13 protein-coding genes are annotated in these 13,860 nt (G+C 44.0%); 9 read left to right on the top strand and 4 right to left on the bottom strand.

What is annotated here, in order from left to right; translation table 11 throughout:
* Positions 1-495: 495 nt before the first annotated feature.
* Together DLM75_RS16975 and DLM75_RS16980 are read left to right on the top strand one after the other, a co-directional pair.
* Positions 496-921, top strand: a complete 426-nt coding sequence (locus DLM75_RS16975) for a hypothetical protein (protein WP_118969705.1) — start codon at positions 496-498, stop codon at positions 919-921.
* Between the two features lie 183 nt (positions 922-1,104).
* On the top strand, positions 1,105-1,431 hold the full coding sequence (locus DLM75_RS16980) for a hypothetical protein (RefSeq protein ID WP_118969706.1): 327 nt from the start codon (positions 1,105-1,107) through the stop codon (positions 1,429-1,431).
* A gap of 236 nt (positions 1,432-1,667) precedes the next feature.
* On the opposite strand, the gene DLM75_RS16985 is transcribed toward DLM75_RS16980, so the two are convergent.
* The 4 genes from DLM75_RS16985 to DLM75_RS24455 all read right to left on the bottom strand — a co-directional run bounded on the left by DLM75_RS16985 (position 1,668) and on the right by DLM75_RS24455 (position 4,671).
* Complete coding sequence (locus DLM75_RS16985) at positions 1,668-2,252, bottom strand: DUF1554 domain-containing protein (protein WP_158586486.1); 585 nt, start codon at positions 2,250-2,252, stop codon at positions 1,668-1,670.
* Between the two features lie 253 nt (positions 2,253-2,505).
* Positions 2,506-2,859 carry a hypothetical protein gene (locus DLM75_RS16990; RefSeq protein WP_118969708.1) on the bottom strand — a complete coding sequence of 118 codons (354 nt, stop codon included), beginning with the start codon at positions 2,857-2,859 and terminating at the stop codon, positions 2,506-2,508.
* A 284-nt stretch (positions 2,860-3,143) separates the two neighbouring features.
* Complete coding sequence (locus tag DLM75_RS17000; RefSeq protein WP_118969710.1) at positions 3,144-4,025, bottom strand: endonuclease/exonuclease/phosphatase family protein; 882 nt, start codon at positions 4,023-4,025, stop codon at positions 3,144-3,146.
* Between the two features lie 265 nt (positions 4,026-4,290).
* Positions 4,291-4,671 carry a hypothetical protein gene (locus tag DLM75_RS24455; RefSeq protein WP_167731776.1) on the bottom strand — a complete coding sequence of 127 codons (381 nt, stop codon included), beginning with the start codon at positions 4,669-4,671 and terminating at the stop codon, positions 4,291-4,293.
* 229 nt (positions 4,672-4,900) lie between these two features.
* Between DLM75_RS24455 and DLM75_RS17010 the strand changes: the two genes are divergently transcribed.
* From DLM75_RS17010 to lsa16, 7 genes are read left to right on the top strand one after another with little or no spacing between them, the layout of a single operon-like run.
* Positions 4,901-5,407: a cytochrome c3 family protein gene (locus tag DLM75_RS17010; protein WP_083244061.1), complete on the top strand. Its 507-nt coding sequence runs from the start codon at positions 4,901-4,903 to the stop codon at positions 5,405-5,407.
* Between the two features lie 18 nt (positions 5,408-5,425).
* On the top strand, positions 5,426-8,491 hold the full coding sequence (locus DLM75_RS17015; RefSeq protein WP_118969712.1) for a TAT-variant-translocated molybdopterin oxidoreductase: 3,066 nt from the start codon (positions 5,426-5,428) through the stop codon (positions 8,489-8,491).
* A 25-nt stretch (positions 8,492-8,516) separates the two neighbouring features.
* Positions 8,517-9,884: an NrfD/PsrC family molybdoenzyme membrane anchor subunit gene (nrfD, locus tag DLM75_RS17020; protein ID WP_118969713.1), complete on the top strand. Its 1,368-nt coding sequence runs from the start codon at positions 8,517-8,519 to the stop codon at positions 9,882-9,884.
* The gene (locus DLM75_RS17025) at positions 9,884-10,435 is read left to right on the top strand and encodes a DUF3341 domain-containing protein (RefSeq protein WP_118969714.1); all 552 of its coding nucleotides are present in this window, start codon (positions 9,884-9,886) and stop codon (positions 10,433-10,435) included. Before nrfD ends, DLM75_RS17025 begins: the two co-directional genes overlap by 1 nt.
* A gap of 14 nt (positions 10,436-10,449) precedes the next feature.
* Positions 10,450-11,046: a c-type cytochrome gene (locus tag DLM75_RS17030; protein ID WP_118969715.1), complete on the top strand. Its 597-nt coding sequence runs from the start codon at positions 10,450-10,452 to the stop codon at positions 11,044-11,046.
* 5 nt (positions 11,047-11,051) lie between these two features.
* Complete coding sequence (locus tag DLM75_RS17035) at positions 11,052-12,275, top strand: hypothetical protein (protein WP_118969716.1); 1,224 nt, start codon at positions 11,052-11,054, stop codon at positions 12,273-12,275.
* Positions 12,276-12,287: 12 nt separating this feature from the next.
* Positions 12,288-12,767, top strand: a complete 480-nt coding sequence (gene lsa16, locus DLM75_RS17040; RefSeq protein ID WP_118969717.1) for an E-cadherin-binding lipoprotein adhesin Lsa16 — start codon at positions 12,288-12,290, stop codon at positions 12,765-12,767.
* The last annotated feature ends 1,093 nt before the right edge of the window (positions 12,768-13,860 follow it).

Genomic DNA, 13,860 nt, shown 5'->3' on the forward strand with positions numbered 1-13,860 from the left:
CTCCATACGGGAAAATCCTTGCCTTCAAAAAAGATACATTGAGTTGCTCGGTTTTTATACGTAGAGATTTCCCATCGGATTCTCCGCGAAATGGAAATCCGTTTGGAAAGAGTTGGATGTTCTAGAAATGGAAATCCCGGATTCCATCCATTTAGAATTTCAAAATCGTTCAGCTCCTGAAGTCATTTCGTTTATCAATTCTCTTAGAATGGATCCGATAAAATCGAATTTACGTCCTTTTGTTTTCTATTTTTAAATCGGGAATAGAATGATAATCCTCTCGATCTGTTTATAAATTGGGTTTTGTCTTTTCGCGATTTATGGCGAAGGTTGCAAATTTATTATATAATATAATCTTAATTCAAAGACGTGAGATGAAGTATTTATTTTTAAAAAATAAATCCGCAAATTCTTGCGAGGCTCTTGTTGCTTGGTGCAGGAAAAGTCTTGAAGAAAACTTCAACGAGTCTTTGAAAATATTCTAAAGGATTCTCAATGAAACAAAAAACAATCTTACTGGCGCTTATTCTTTTGTTCCCGGTTTTGGCATACGCGAAAGGGCCGACAAAATACGTTGCGTCTTTGAAAGACTCAACTCAACAAAACGTGAATGCAAGAGGAAGCGTGGACGCGATTCTGGACGACGAAACAAACAAGCTGAAAGTTTCGGGTTCTTACGAATACTTTGGAACGAACGCGACCGATATCCTTGTTCAAGTAGAAGGGGCCGCCGCTCCGATTTGTTCCTTCAAACCTCCTTACAACGCGACCAATAGTCCTTGGAAAGACTGGGGATCCTGTGATTTGAATCTGGATCAAAAGAAGGCGTTGAATGCCGGAAAGGTTTATATTCTTATCAAAACGATCGGAAGAGAAGACGGACAAGTGAAAGGAACGATCACTCTCGAAGCAAAAAAATAATTACCATTTAAGAATTTCCATTAACTGATCGATTGAATTCGAGTTTGTCTTAGGCGCTCCCGAAGCCTAAGACAAATCCTTTTTTTTACAATTTGCGCGAAAATCAATGCTCGTAAAAAACAAATTCCCCGCCAAAAAGTTTTGTTTTCTCTATTGTGCCTCAACGAATGAAACGGAATTCGTATGAAACCGATTTACTTCATAGTTTGTTTCGCGATTTTCCTGATTGGATGTTTTTTTACTCTAGAAGCTAAATACATGGGATTTCCTTCCTCTTCCGGAGGTGCGACCGAATTGGAAAGGGCGCAACGACCTTTGTTCTATCAATACGGCTCATTCTGTTTTTTTATCGCCGCCGCTCTTCTGACTCTTTCTTACAAAGCGGACGGATCTCGATGGAGGAACTTGTTGAGAATTCTAATTCTTCTTTTATTCTTCGTTCTTTCTTTGATCGTGTATGAAATCGATCAGAAATTTGTTTCCACACTGAACAGAGGAGAAGGCGGCTAACGTTGGTTTCGGATTTTAAAACAATCTTCTTGTTTGAGTTCAAGTGCAACGATGGATTCTTTCAAAACGGATCTTTTCAAAAAAGAAAAGTTAGGAATACCTTAGAATAGAATCTCCATGTTTAAATGGTAATTCGCCGTATAAAAATCGGCAATTCTATTTGAGTTTGATATTCTTAGGATCGCTGGGGAATGGGGTTTGTTCGGATCAAACTCGGGCAAACCCCAATCCTGAATTTACTGTTCTACACAAAGGATTCTCGCTGTTGTATTGCAATTGATTGTTCCAATATGGATCGACTGAACATCCTTTTCTGTTGGCAAGCCGACTTCTCCTTGTCCTCCGGCGTCGACGGTCCAATTGGTACATGACGGTGCGGCGCTCCAGTCCGGATTTAAAGCGGTCCAAATTCCGGTTCCACCGGTCGTGGTAAAAGAGTTTTGCAATGAGTTTGCCGGGTTAAAGTCAAAGAGTCGTCTGCTGTTGGTTCGAAAAACAATCGTCGTTCCGTTAGCGCTTCTGTATTCCGTATCTGCCCTTAGTACCCAGTCGACTTGTCCGTCTCCTAAGCCGTTAAAGTTTGCATCCGCATTCAAAGATGCTATTCTTGTGTTTCCGGCGCCGGCGTTTCCCGTAACGAGCAACGCTTTGAAATTTCCAGTCGTTCCTAATCCGTTCGGTGTTTGGATTCTACAAAACGTATCAGCTCCGCTGATGCCGCCGAAGTTTCCGTTATGGGCGTCCGCAGTCACGAAAAGGTATCGAAAGCCGCGATTATCAGGAGAAGACGCCGATTCGGTACTCTGTTTAAACAGGAGCAAACTAAGTAAATCGGAATTGTCGTTCTTATCTTTCCCCGAACAAAGCACATTCAGAAAAACGAATGAAAGGATTAATAGTTTTTTAAGAATTGTTTTCATGCACCCAACGACCGAGATAGGTGTTTATTTTTGCATTTCTAAAAAAAATCAAAGGCTCAACTTATAACCGAGGTCTTGAGTTATGAATCACAAATTCTTGTTCGATCAGAATGTCCTGAGGCCATTCCGGAATGAAAAATGTATGTTTTGAATTTTACTTTTTCTTTTTTTTCGACATCGAATCCGCTTCGAAAATATTTTTGTCCCACCCACGGAGTTCGTAATACTTAGATTTTGGCTCACCCGTCCAACCGTGGATTCCTTTTTTTGGAAGAACGATCGCGTGGATGTAGAGAACGGGTAAAAGTGCTAAGGCTAAAAGTAGAAAAGAGAACGTTCTTCCGAAGTAAATGGAAGTAAGGATGATGATCATGAGAGTAAGAATAAACTTTCCCAGCTTTCTCCAACTGGGGCCTCTTTCTTCGAAATGCCCTAAAAAAATATGTCCTAACAAAAAGAAAATGGTCACAACCGACACTTCCAACCATAACGAATCCGTATTCCACATTCTTTTGATTCTCCTTAACGTGTTTGTATCAAATCAACCGCATAGATCCGCTTAAACTCGACTGGAAAAAGTCCGAATTGAGACCGTAAACTTCCTTTATCTCGCGAATTTTTGATCGCATATGCGAAACGTTACGCGGAAGAGCCCCGGGAACTTCTGCAAAAATCAAGCGCGATTTGACTGGAAAACGGACTTTCAGTCCGCAACAACCTTTTTTCAAAGTAGAATCCATTTGTCGGAACAATCAATTCCATAAATTTAGGCTTGAAATCCGCAAGAGTATTTCACTCGAGTCCGATCTCCAAGGCGACAGGGCAGTGGTCGGAAAGTCTTTTCTCGCTTTCCGGAATTCCGTCAAAGTCTCCGTCGTCTTCGGGAAACGGAATTTGACTAAAGCGCGCGTTTTCAAAGGGAAGATCCGTCAATATAAAATCGATCAGGGATTTGTGGCCCCAACAGGTCTGTTTCGTATAACGTCCCGGATTTTTCAGATCCAAGTCTTCGGAAAGAAGTTTCCAGGATTTTTTGTCCTTCCCCAAAGGAACGTTCATGTCACCGAGTAAGAAATAATTTTTTTTGCCTTTGAGAATTTCGTTTAACGTTTTGAGCTGTCTGAATCTAAGATTGCGATCTTTTCCGGAATGACCCGCTTTGAGATGAACGTTTAGGAAAGAATATTTCCTTTTTCCGATGGATACTTTCAGTTCGATTCCACTTCTCGCGCCGGGCTCTAAGGAAAGTTCGGGATAAAGAAGAATCTCGTGAGAGACGAATTTCTTCTTCCAACATATTCCCACTTCTTGTTGATAACCGGGAGTTTTTGTCACGGAGCAAAGATAAGAATTCGGAAGAATTTTGAGAACCGCTGTCTCGTTCTCCACCTCTTGCACCGCTAAAATGTCCGGATCGATCTTCGAAAGATGCGCTTTGATTTTTTCGAAGTCGGATTCTTTTCTTGGAATTCTTCCTTTTGGAAATTTATTTTCGTCTCCGACCTCGTCATAGAGAAACATCGCATTGTAACTTACGATCTTGAGTTTGGTTTCCTGCGCGCTCAAAGATGGCAACAAACCGGAAAGAAATCCAAAAAAAATAAGGATTCGCATCAGGATTCCGGGTGAGAATGAGATCTTTTCTTTCTGCATCGTGTTGAATTTCTCTAACATTCTTTTTATCCGTAGTTATGTTCGGTTTTCGGGTCTTCTTTTTGGATTTTTGGAATCAGAATTTCCAAACGCACCGGGACCGAGATCGGAAAAGACCTCTTTTCTCTTCCGGAACACCGTCAAAATTTCCCTCGTCTTCCGTTTAAGGAATCCTATGAAACCTAGCATTTTTATCAGAACAGAACTTACATCGACAAGCGGATATTGATTTTTCCTTCAAATATCGATTCGATCGTTTTTATTTCCGGGAATGGCTTTTGTAACGCTATAAGAATCCGAATTGGGAAGAATTCTCCAGATCGCGACTTCGTTTTCCATTTCTTACAATACGATTCTGAGAGAATCGATTTTCAGCAAATGATTCCGAATTTTCTCGAAGTCGGATTCTTTTCTCGAAATTCTTTCTTTTGAAAATTTTGTTTCCTTCTTCTGCTTCCTCCAAGAGAGACATTGTGTTGAAGCTTGCAATTTTAAGCGTTTCTTCTTGTGCCTTGAGAGATTTCACAGCGGGATCACCGCCGAAAAGAGAAGAATCGTCCCGTAAATTCGATTTCATCTTATAGTTTTCGGAGATCGCATCGAAAGGAGAGGCCTTAGACGTTCCTTGCTCGTCAACTTTCCATTTTTTGAAACCATCTTTTCTCAAAAAAATGAGAATTCTCCTCGGTTGTTCCTTCGGATTCGAAGAATTTTTTTTTCTTCTTTCAGAACTTTTTTTAAAACAGATGAAACTTTCGTAATTGATTTCGATTCTCAAATAGCCTTCAAAATAAACGCAAAGAAAAGGCCCTGGATCTTCGTTTACTTGCAATTTTTCACATAACCAAAAATCCTGTTTCCAATACCAATATTGGATTCATAGGGACTTCATACGAATGAATAACAGAGCACTGAAACTTTCGGTACCGCTCATTGCCATCGCGGCCGTAGCGTATCTGATTTTCTCTCCCTCCAAGTATGTTGGGTATGCGCCCGATCAGCCTATACCCTTCAATCATAAGATACATGCCGGAGATAATAAGATAGACTGTAAGTACTGTCACACCGGGGTAGAAACCTCAGCACACGCCACAGTCCCCTCCACATCAACTTGCATGAACTGCCACTCTCTTGTAGCAACCTCCAAACCCCTCATCAAAACGCTGACAAAATCGTATAACGAAAACAAGCCGCTTGAATGGGTGAAGGTGCACGATATGCCGGATCACGTTCAATTCAACCACTCTCGTCACATTTCGAGAGGAGTGGATTGTTCTCAGTGTCATGGAAACGTAGCGGAGATGGTCAAAGTGAAACAAGTCGCATCCCTGAATATGGGATACTGCGTGGATTGTCACAGAGAGAACAACGCACCGACCGACTGTTCAACCTGCCACAGATAACCGGGAGTAATACTAAGCATGGATCAAAAAAATTTCCAAAAAGAAAAGAAGGCTCACTGGCTCTCTTATGATCTCAGAGACAAAGACGAAGAAGTTAAGGAAATGCAAAAAGCGGAATTCTTTACTTCTCCGGATCCTCTGATCGCGAGAATTAAGTCGGGAGAATTCGATCGCAAATCCTTTCTCAAATTGATGGGAGCCGGGGTCGCGATGACCTCTCTCAATTGTGTGCGTAAGCCGATTGAGAAAATCGTTCCTTATGTGGATCTCAATAAGCCGGACGAAAACGCTCAATATGATTTCGTAAAACACGGACATTCTTACTACTACGCTTCCGTTTATGCAGGAACCGGGATTCTAATCAAAGCAAGAGACGGACGTCCTCTGAAACTCGAAGGAAATCCCGATCATCCGGTTTCTCAAGGAGCGCTCGGCGCCGCAGGTCAGGCTTCTATCTTCGATCTTTACGATCCGGACAGAGCGCAAGGACCGGCTACCATCGAAGGTGGTATTGAGGTTAAAGCCGATTGGGCGACCGTTGACGCAAAAGTAAAAGCGGCTCTGGCTTCCAACAAAGGTAAAACAGTCGTTGTTACAAGACCGCTCGATTCTCCTTCCACGAAGTCGATCATCGGAGATTTTCTTCGCACGGTTGGCGGTGGAAAACACTACGAGATTTCTCTTACTTCTGCGGAAGAAGTTGTGGCAAAAGGGCAGGCCGCTTCCTACGGAAAGGCTCTCATTCCGAACTATCACTTCGATCTCGCGAACGTAATTCTTTCTATCGATTGCGACTTTATGGGCAATTGGCTTTCTCCCGAGGAACACCAAAAAGATTTTTCTAAAAGAAGAAATCTTCGTAACGGTGCGAAGGACGTAAACTTCTTCGTAGCGGCGGAATCCATTCCTACGATGTCGGGATCCAATGCCGATCTTCGTCTTCCGATTCGTCCCGGGGATCAAACCGCTCTCGCTCTTGCGATCGCGGCGGCTCTCGGCGAACTCGGAGCCAACACAAAAGACGCGTTAGGCGGTGCTACCGTTGCAAGCCTCGCTTCTTCCTTAGGTGTGAGCGAAGAAAATATCCGTAAGACTGCAAAGGCTCTTTGGTCCAACAAAGGCAAGTCTCTCGTGGTTGCGGGAAGTCTCGCTGCGACGACCAAAGACGCAGTGGATCTTCAAGTTCTTGTAAACCTTCTCAACAGCGTTTTGGAAAATGACGGCAAAACCGTGGATCATTCCAATCCGAAAAAAGAAGGTTCTGCGGATTATTCGAACAATCTGAATTCTTTAGCTTCCGAGCTGAAAGGAACCAAAGTAGGCGTTCTTTTCGTAAACGACGTCAACCTGGTTTATCAAGCGGGAGAAGAATGGAAAAACCTTCTTCACCAAGCCGCGTTAGTCGTTTCTTTGAGCGATCGTGCGGATGAGACTGCGCTTGCGTCTAACGTTCTCGCGACCACCACTCATTTCCTCGAGTCTTGGGGAGATTCCGAAGTCACAAAAGGAATTTTCTCGATCCAACAACCTGCGGTTCGTCCTCTCTTCAATTCTCGTTCTTTTGAAGACAGTTTGATCGCTTTTGCGGGCGGATCTCTCGGCGGAGAAACGAGCTTTTACGAATACGTAAAAAATTCTTGGACCAAAAAACTCGGTTCGAAACAAAAATGGGAAGACCTCTTAAGAATCGGAACCACCGTAAAGGCGTCCGATCGTAAGAAGTCCGCCGGTTCTTCTCGGAACTTCAACCGTTCCGCTCTTAAAAAAATCGCTTCTCCTTCTGCGGGACTCAAACTCGCGTTGTATGAAACCTCTGCGATCGGAGACGGTAGAGCCGCGAACAATTCTCAGCTCCAAGAACTTCCCGATCCGGTCACCAAAGTTACTTGGGACAACTACATTCTTCTTTCTCCCGCTCTTGCAAAAGAAAAGGGAATTTCTTCAAACGACGTTCTGGTTTTAAAAACCGGAAACAAAACGATCGAACTTCCGGCGCAGATCCAACCTGGAATGCACAAAGAAGCGATCGGTGTTGCGGTCGGTTATGGAAGAACTGCTGCGGGCGCCGTCGGAACCGGAGTTGGTAAGAATGCGTATGTTCTTTCCGAAAACGGAATCTATTCAGGAATCGCAGTCACTTCTCTGGAGAAAACAGGAAAGACTTACAAGTTGGCTTGCACTCAGCATCACCACATGTTGTCTCCCGGTTTTAACTACCCGGATCGTCCGCTCGTTCAATCCACTTCCATCGAAGAATACCGTAAAAACCCTGCCTCCGGCAAGGCAGCATCCGAGATTCCTAAGATTCTCAAAGACGGAAAACTCGTGGATGCGGTCGGAGCGAATCCGAATTATTCTTACCCCGGTTACAAATGGGGAATGAGTATCGACCTTTCTTCCTGCACAGGTTGCGGTTCTTGTGTGATCGCTTGTCAGGTAGAGAACAACATTCCGGTCGTTGGACGTGATGAAGTTCGCGTGGGTCGCGAGATGCACTGGCTCCGTATCGACCGTTATTACATCGGCGAGCCGGATCAACCGGAAACTCTCCAAGTGGCTCACCAGCCTATGCTCTGCCAGCACTGCGATAACGCTCCTTGTGAAACCGTTTGTCCGGTTCTTGCAACCGTTCACAGTTCCGAAGGGATCAACGACATGGTTTACAACCGTTGTGTGGGAACTCGTTACTGCTCGAACAACTGTCCTTACAAAGTGAGACGTTTTAACTGGATGCAACACTGGTATAACGGTGCGGAAGGCGCGAAGGCTCCTCGTTATCTGGGACTCAATCCTGAAGTTACGGTTCGCGGTCGCGGGGTAATGGAAAAATGTAATTTCTGTTCTCACAAAATTGCGGAAGCGAAGATCGCCGCGAAAAACGAAGGTCGAGTTCTGAAAGACGGAGAAGTCAAAACCGCTTGCCAACAAAGTTGTGCCGCGGATGCGATCAGCTTCGGGAATACGAACGACAAAACTTCCGAAGTTGCGAAACTTTCTTCCGATCCAAGATCGTATCGTGTTCTCGAATATCTGAACGTCGGTCCTCAGGTTGCGTACCTGACCCGAGTCAGAAGCTCAATTTAATGGAGTAACGTAAAAAGCTATGTCAATGTCCAACGCAGTCAAAGAAGCCCTGGATATCCAGCCTCTCGTAACCGGCGGTAAGTCGGTTCGAGACGTTACCGAAGATATCCTTAGACCGGTCGAAGCGTTCCCCACTTCTTTGTGGTGGAAGGCTTTCCTTCTGGTTCTTACCATTACAGTCATCGATTTAGGTATCATCGGATATCTAATGTGGGAAGGTCTCTATATCCTCGGGATCAACAATCCTGTGGCTTGGGGATTTTTCATCGTAAACTTCGTATTCTGGATCGGGATCGGTCACGCCGGAACCCTGATTTCAGCCGTCCTTTATCTGTTCCGCCAAGAATGGAGAACAGGGATCAACCGTGCCGCGGAAGCGATGACCATCTTCGCCGTGTTAACCGCCGCTTCCAACTTGATCATCCACATCGGTAGACCTTGGGTGGGATTTTGGTTGTTCCCTTATCCGAACGAAAGAGGGCCTCTTTGGGTCAACTTCCGTTCTCCTCTGATCTGGGATACGTTCGCGGTTTCGACTTACTTAACGATCTCTCTCGTGTTCTGGTATATCGGTTTGATTCCGGATATCGCGGCTGTAAGAGACCGTTCCAAAGGTGAGATGAAACGTAAGATCTACGACATTCTTTCTTTAGGTTGGGTAGGCTCGAACAAGGCCTGGTCTCACCTCGAGATGGTTGCGATGATCCTCGCGGCTCTTTCCACTCCTCTGGTTCTTTCGGTTCACACGATCGTATCCTTCGACTTCGCGGTTTCCATTCTTCCTGGATGGCACACGACGATCTTCCCTCCATACTTCGTGGCTGGGGCGATTTTCTCCGGATTCGCGATGGTTGTGACCCTGATGGTAATCGCGAGAGAAGTGTTCAACCTGAAAGACTACATCACGATGAAACACTTGGAGAATATGAACAAGGTCATCATGGTCACTGGTTTGATCGTGGGTCTTGCTTACTCCACCGAGTTCTTCATGGCATGGTATTCGGGTAACGAGTACGAAGGATTTACCTTCGTAAACAGAGCCTTCGGTCCGTACGGTTGGGCTTACTTCATTATGTTTAGCTGTAACGTTTTTTCTCCGCAGGTATTCTGGTGGAAAAAACTCAGAACCAGCATTCCGGTCATGTTTATCATTTCTATCGTCGTAAACATCGGGATGTGGTTCGAAAGATACGTGATCGTTATGACGACGCACGCGGACTTCCTTCCTTCCAGTTGGGATATGTATATTCCAACCGTTTACGACTTCATGATGCTCATCGGAACGTTCGGAATCTTCTTCACGTTGTTCCTTCTGTTCTGTAGAATCATGCCTGTTATCGCGATCGCGGAAGTCAAAACCGTAATGCCTCACAAAGACGGAGGACACCACTGATGTATAGACCTCATAAAGAACAATTTCATACGTTTGAAGAAACGAGCGCCGGAGTATTCGGCCTCTTCGACTCCCCAGCGGAAATTATTTCTGCGGCGGAAAAAACGAAAGAGAAGAATTATACGAACTTCGATTGTTTCACTCCGTATCCGGTTCACGGATTGGATGACGCGATGGGAGTTCCCCGTTCCGGTCTTCCTTGGGTCACATTCTTCATGGGACTTTTCGGTTGCACCGTAGGTTTCGGAATGCAATATCTCACTCACAAGTTTGATTGGCCGATCAACATCTCCGGAAAGAACTTGAACGCTTGGTTTGCTTATATCCCGATCACATTCGAGTTCACCGTGTTTATGGCCGGTGTAGGAACCGCGGCGGCGATGTTCTTTCTAACCAAACTTCCGAAGATCAATCGGAGAGTTTTGCATCCCGATATCACTACGGACAAGTTTGCACTCTGGATCCCTTCTTCTTCCAAAGGTTACAAGGAAGACGAAGTGGTTAGCTTTATCAAAGGTCTTGGCGGAAAAAACGTCGAGGTTGTGAAATAGGAGTAGCGACAAGAATGAAATTTACTAAATCACTGATTTTTCTTTTGGCCGCTGTTCTATTTTGGAACTGCGAGTCCAAAACGCCTCCACTGGAATACTTTCCGGATATGGCAGATTCTCCTGCGAGAGAAGCGCAGGAAGTGGATCCGATTTCGAGCAACGGAGCGGCGTCCAGAATTCCTCCGAAGGGCGCGATTCCTGTGAACTATCATCCATACGAATTCCTCGGAATGGACGTAACACAATTACCTAATAAAGGACTTTCTAATCCTTATAAGAATGATTTAGCGAATCTCCAAAAAGGAGAGGCGAAATACCAAACTTATTGTTCACCTTGCCACGGCGTAAGAGGAGCAGGGAACGGAACCGTCGTTGGTCCGGAGCCGCGCTTGAAGGCCATAAACGAATTTGGTAATATGCGACCTCTGATTAACGAAAGGGTTAATGGATATTCCGACGGACAGATCTATCACGTGATAACCGCGGGATGGAGTAGGATGAAAAGCTATTCAGCTCAAGTTTCTCCCGAAGACCGCTGGAAGATCGTTCTCTACGTGAGAAAACTCCAGGAATACGAGAAAAGAACAAAAAAAGACGTGGCCAGGAATTAAGAATCATGGAAGTCAAAGTCGAACAAAATCTGATTAACTTTAAACTCGACTCCAAAACTCGTAGCGCCCTTTTCGGGATGATCGGGATCGGAGTTTTGAGTTTACTCATCGGGTATTTTACCCTATCACACACACCTCCAAGACACGAGGGTGGACATTCCAATCCGGCTTGGTCCGCGTTTTTGATCGGAACCTTTTTTATCACCGGGATTGCTCTCGCGGGAGTATTCTTTACTGCGATCAGTCATATCACCGGTTCTCATTGGTCCGTCACGGTCAGAAGAATTGCGGAAGGATACGGTTTGTTTTTACCGGTTGTCGCGGTTCTTTTGCTCGTTACCACGTTCGGTATTCACGATCTTTACGAATGGAGTCATGAGGACGTCGTAGCACACGATCATCTTCTGCAACACAAGAAACCTCTTCTGAACATTCCTTTCTTCGTAGTTCGAATGATTCTTTTCGGAGCGGTTTGGTCGGTTTTCGGTTGGCTCTTCTACAAAAGATCCACGAAACAAGATCAGGATAAGGATGTAGCGCACACGCAGTTCAACGCAAGATTGTCCGGTGGGTTTATCGTATTTTTCGCACTTTCCTTTTCTCTCGCTTCTTTCGATTTGATCATGTCCTTAACCCCGCATTGGTTCTCTACCATGTTCGGTGTGTATTGTTTTGCAGGCGCGTATCAAACCGGACTTTCCAGTCTCGTGATTATGATCTACTTTCTGAAAAAGAAAGGATATCTCGGAAACCTCGTAAACGAAAATCACATTCACGATATCGGGAAGTTTCTGCTCGGCTTCTGTACATTCTGGGCATACGTAGGATTCTCACAGTTTATGTTGATCTGGTATGCGAATATCCCGGAAGAAACTTTTTTCTATGAACAAAGATTAACCGGCGGATGGGAAGTGATCACATACGCTCTTCCTTTTATTAAATTCGTAATTCCATTCCTTCTTTTGTTGAATCGTCCGAACAAACGAGATATCAATTCACTCGTGAAGATCGCTCTTTGGATCGTATTTACACAAGTGATCGAAATCTACTGGCTGGTTTTCCCGGCGAACTTCGAACACTTTAATTTTTCCGGATTGGTTCTTACTTTCGGAGCGGTGATCGGGTTTATCGGATTGTTCGCCTTTGTAGTTCTCAAACGTTATGAGTCGGCTCCATTGATCCCGGTGGGGGATCCTAGATTGGATCAAGCTCTGCATCATCATCAATAAAGAGGAAGAAGAATGAAAAGAAATATAACACTTGTTGTTCTCTTGACCGCAACGGCTCTTCTTCTGGGAGCATGTTCCAAATTGGCCCAGGTTACAAATCATAAGAATTGTGATCCTAGTTTGGTGAATCCTTCTCTGAACCCGACGGTACCAATCTTTGCGGAAGCGGATGCGACGTCCGCCGTGAAGGAGAGAGTTGCACCTGGAACCGTTGTAAGAGTGTATGACTATAGAAATCATGGACCAAACCCAAGACCGTTTGTTCGTGTAAAAACCGAAACCGCGGAAGGTTGGATCAATCCTCGTTGTTTGGTCGTCGGTCAAGATCCTGAAAAATCCGTTTTTTCTTGGGGTTACCGCAAAGACTACGTTCACTTTTACAATCCGGAAGATCACGAACACTATCCAAACGGATACGAATTCCCGGATTATGCTTCTCTTCCAAAGGACAAGGTTCCGCTCGCGGAACTTGCTCCTGAATTGAAGAAGTAAGTAAACAGCAACCGTTACAAACATTAGAAAGTTCCATGTCTCTCCGAAAGGAGGGCATGGATTTTTTTTGTCCTCTTCTCGCTTGCAAGTGCAATGGAAACGATTTGAATTCCTTGTGTTCTGCGTTGTTTGAAAAAGCCGTTCTATCTACGATTTCTCCTTCAGAGATTATTGATACATTAAAATACCTTAATATTTGGAGCTGATCCAAGATAAAAAAAAGAAAAAGTTTCGATTCCGGTTCTTTCATCTCATTCCCATACGGAAATGCTATGGTTTTAAAAGTGGAAGAATATTGAATCAACCTCTCTTCAGAGTTTTTTGTTCTAAGAAGAATAATCCACAAAGAAGATCAAAAAAATTCCAAGGAATTATGCCCGATTGTTTATTTCGATTCATGAATGTCGAAAATCGTGTTCCATTGCTACTCTACTTCCTCTTCCTATCGAGGAGATCGACCTTTCCTCGACCGCAGAATTTCAGAGATTCCATTCATACAATTTGGATTCAAGAAGGCGGAGATCAAAAATTATTTGTAAATCGGACTCCGGATATTCAATCAAATCGATTGCTTTGGGCTACTTCTTTAAAAAGAACAAACATGCATATTCATAACCTGCTTGGACAAATTTGATCACTTGGGGGACCAAGAGCTTACGAACTCAGTCTGTCGCAGTGGAATAATTTTCTAAATCTGAACCCAAACTCAAAGGAAAAACAAGGGCCGATCGTGGGTGAATCTAAGAATGATTTATCAGAGCTCGAAATCCGTTAGGCATCACTTGAGGAAGGGGGCGCAGAATTGTTAAAATATTCTTACCTTGATCAACAAACTATCAATGAACCTATGAAAATTAGAGTTTAAAAAAATGTAAAGTTAGACGAAATTTAGATTCTGAGGAAAGATCCAAGATCGAATGTTCAAAAATCCGATTTTGTTCTTTTGTTCCGGAACTTTTATACTTTAGTAACGGATTGAAGGGGTTCCCTATTCACGGTTGAATTATAAAATATTAATGTTATAATACTCACTTTATATATTGAACTTTAAAAAACGGGAACCATTGGAAAGTAAAAAACACACTTACGGTCT

Source organism: Leptospira stimsonii, from assembly GCF_003545885.1.
In the GTDB taxonomy this organism is placed as follows: Bacteria; Spirochaetota; Leptospiria; order Leptospirales; family Leptospiraceae; genus Leptospira; species Leptospira stimsonii.

Excerpts from the sequence above, each read along its gene's own strand:
- DLM75_RS17030 (WP_118969715.1), top strand. The coding sequence starts at position 10,450 with ATGAAATTTACTAAATCACTGATTTTTCTTTTGGCCGCTGTTCTATTT.
- DLM75_RS17025 (WP_118969714.1), top strand. The coding sequence starts at position 9,884 with ATGTATAGACCTCATAAAGAACAATTTCATACGTTTGAAGAAACGAGC.
- DLM75_RS16975 (WP_118969705.1), top strand. The coding sequence starts at position 496 with ATGAAACAAAAAACAATCTTACTGGCGCTTATTCTTTTGTTCCCGGTT.
- DLM75_RS17010 (WP_083244061.1), top strand. The coding sequence starts at position 4,901 with ATGAATAACAGAGCACTGAAACTTTCGGTACCGCTCATTGCCATCGCG.
- DLM75_RS16980 (WP_118969706.1), top strand. The coding sequence starts at position 1,105 with ATGAAACCGATTTACTTCATAGTTTGTTTCGCGATTTTCCTGATTGGA.
- DLM75_RS17015 (WP_118969712.1), top strand. The coding sequence starts at position 5,426 with ATGGATCAAAAAAATTTCCAAAAAGAAAAGAAGGCTCACTGGCTCTCT.
- nrfD (WP_118969713.1), top strand. The coding sequence starts at position 8,517 with ATGTCCAACGCAGTCAAAGAAGCCCTGGATATCCAGCCTCTCGTAACC.
- DLM75_RS17035 (WP_118969716.1), top strand. The coding sequence starts at position 11,052 with ATGGAAGTCAAAGTCGAACAAAATCTGATTAACTTTAAACTCGACTCC.
- lsa16 (WP_118969717.1), top strand. The coding sequence starts at position 12,288 with ATGAAAAGAAATATAACACTTGTTGTTCTCTTGACCGCAACGGCTCTT.
- DLM75_RS16990 (WP_118969708.1), bottom strand. The coding sequence starts at position 2,859 with ATGTGGAATACGGATTCGTTATGGTTGGAAGTGTCGGTTGTGACCATT.
- DLM75_RS17000 (WP_118969710.1), bottom strand. The coding sequence starts at position 4,025 with ATGTTAGAGAAATTCAACACGATGCAGAAAGAAAAGATCTCATTCTCA.